Below are 226 nucleotides of genomic sequence, written 5' to 3'. Positions count from 1 at the left end.
GGTTCTGGTGCAAAAACAATTTAATAGAGAAATAGAGACACTGTTTCAGCTCTATTGATCATTTATGATGCGATTCCAAACAACGTATGTATGAATTCAACTTCATTTTGGACAGACTTCATCTGTCGATGATGCTGCCCTCTTTTCATCATATGCATGGCTTCCACGCCACTTAATATAGAAGTGGCTGTTTCAAACGACTTGAATCCCAACATCGGACGAATAC

Annotated in this window: 1 pseudogene; it reads right to left on the bottom strand. The window is 38.9% G+C overall.

Annotation, left to right across the window (positions count from 1 at the left end):
- Window positions 1-62 precede the first annotated feature (62 nt).
- Window positions 63-226: pseudogene (locus AB1471_RS18065) on the bottom strand (IS6 family transposase); the annotation flags it as partial.

It is taken from the genome of Jeotgalibacillus marinus (assembly GCF_040801915.1).
GTDB classification, from domain to species: domain Bacteria; phylum Bacillota; class Bacilli; order Bacillales; family Jeotgalibacillaceae; genus Jeotgalibacillus; species Jeotgalibacillus marinus.
This window is presented reverse-complemented; position numbering and strand designations above follow the sequence as displayed.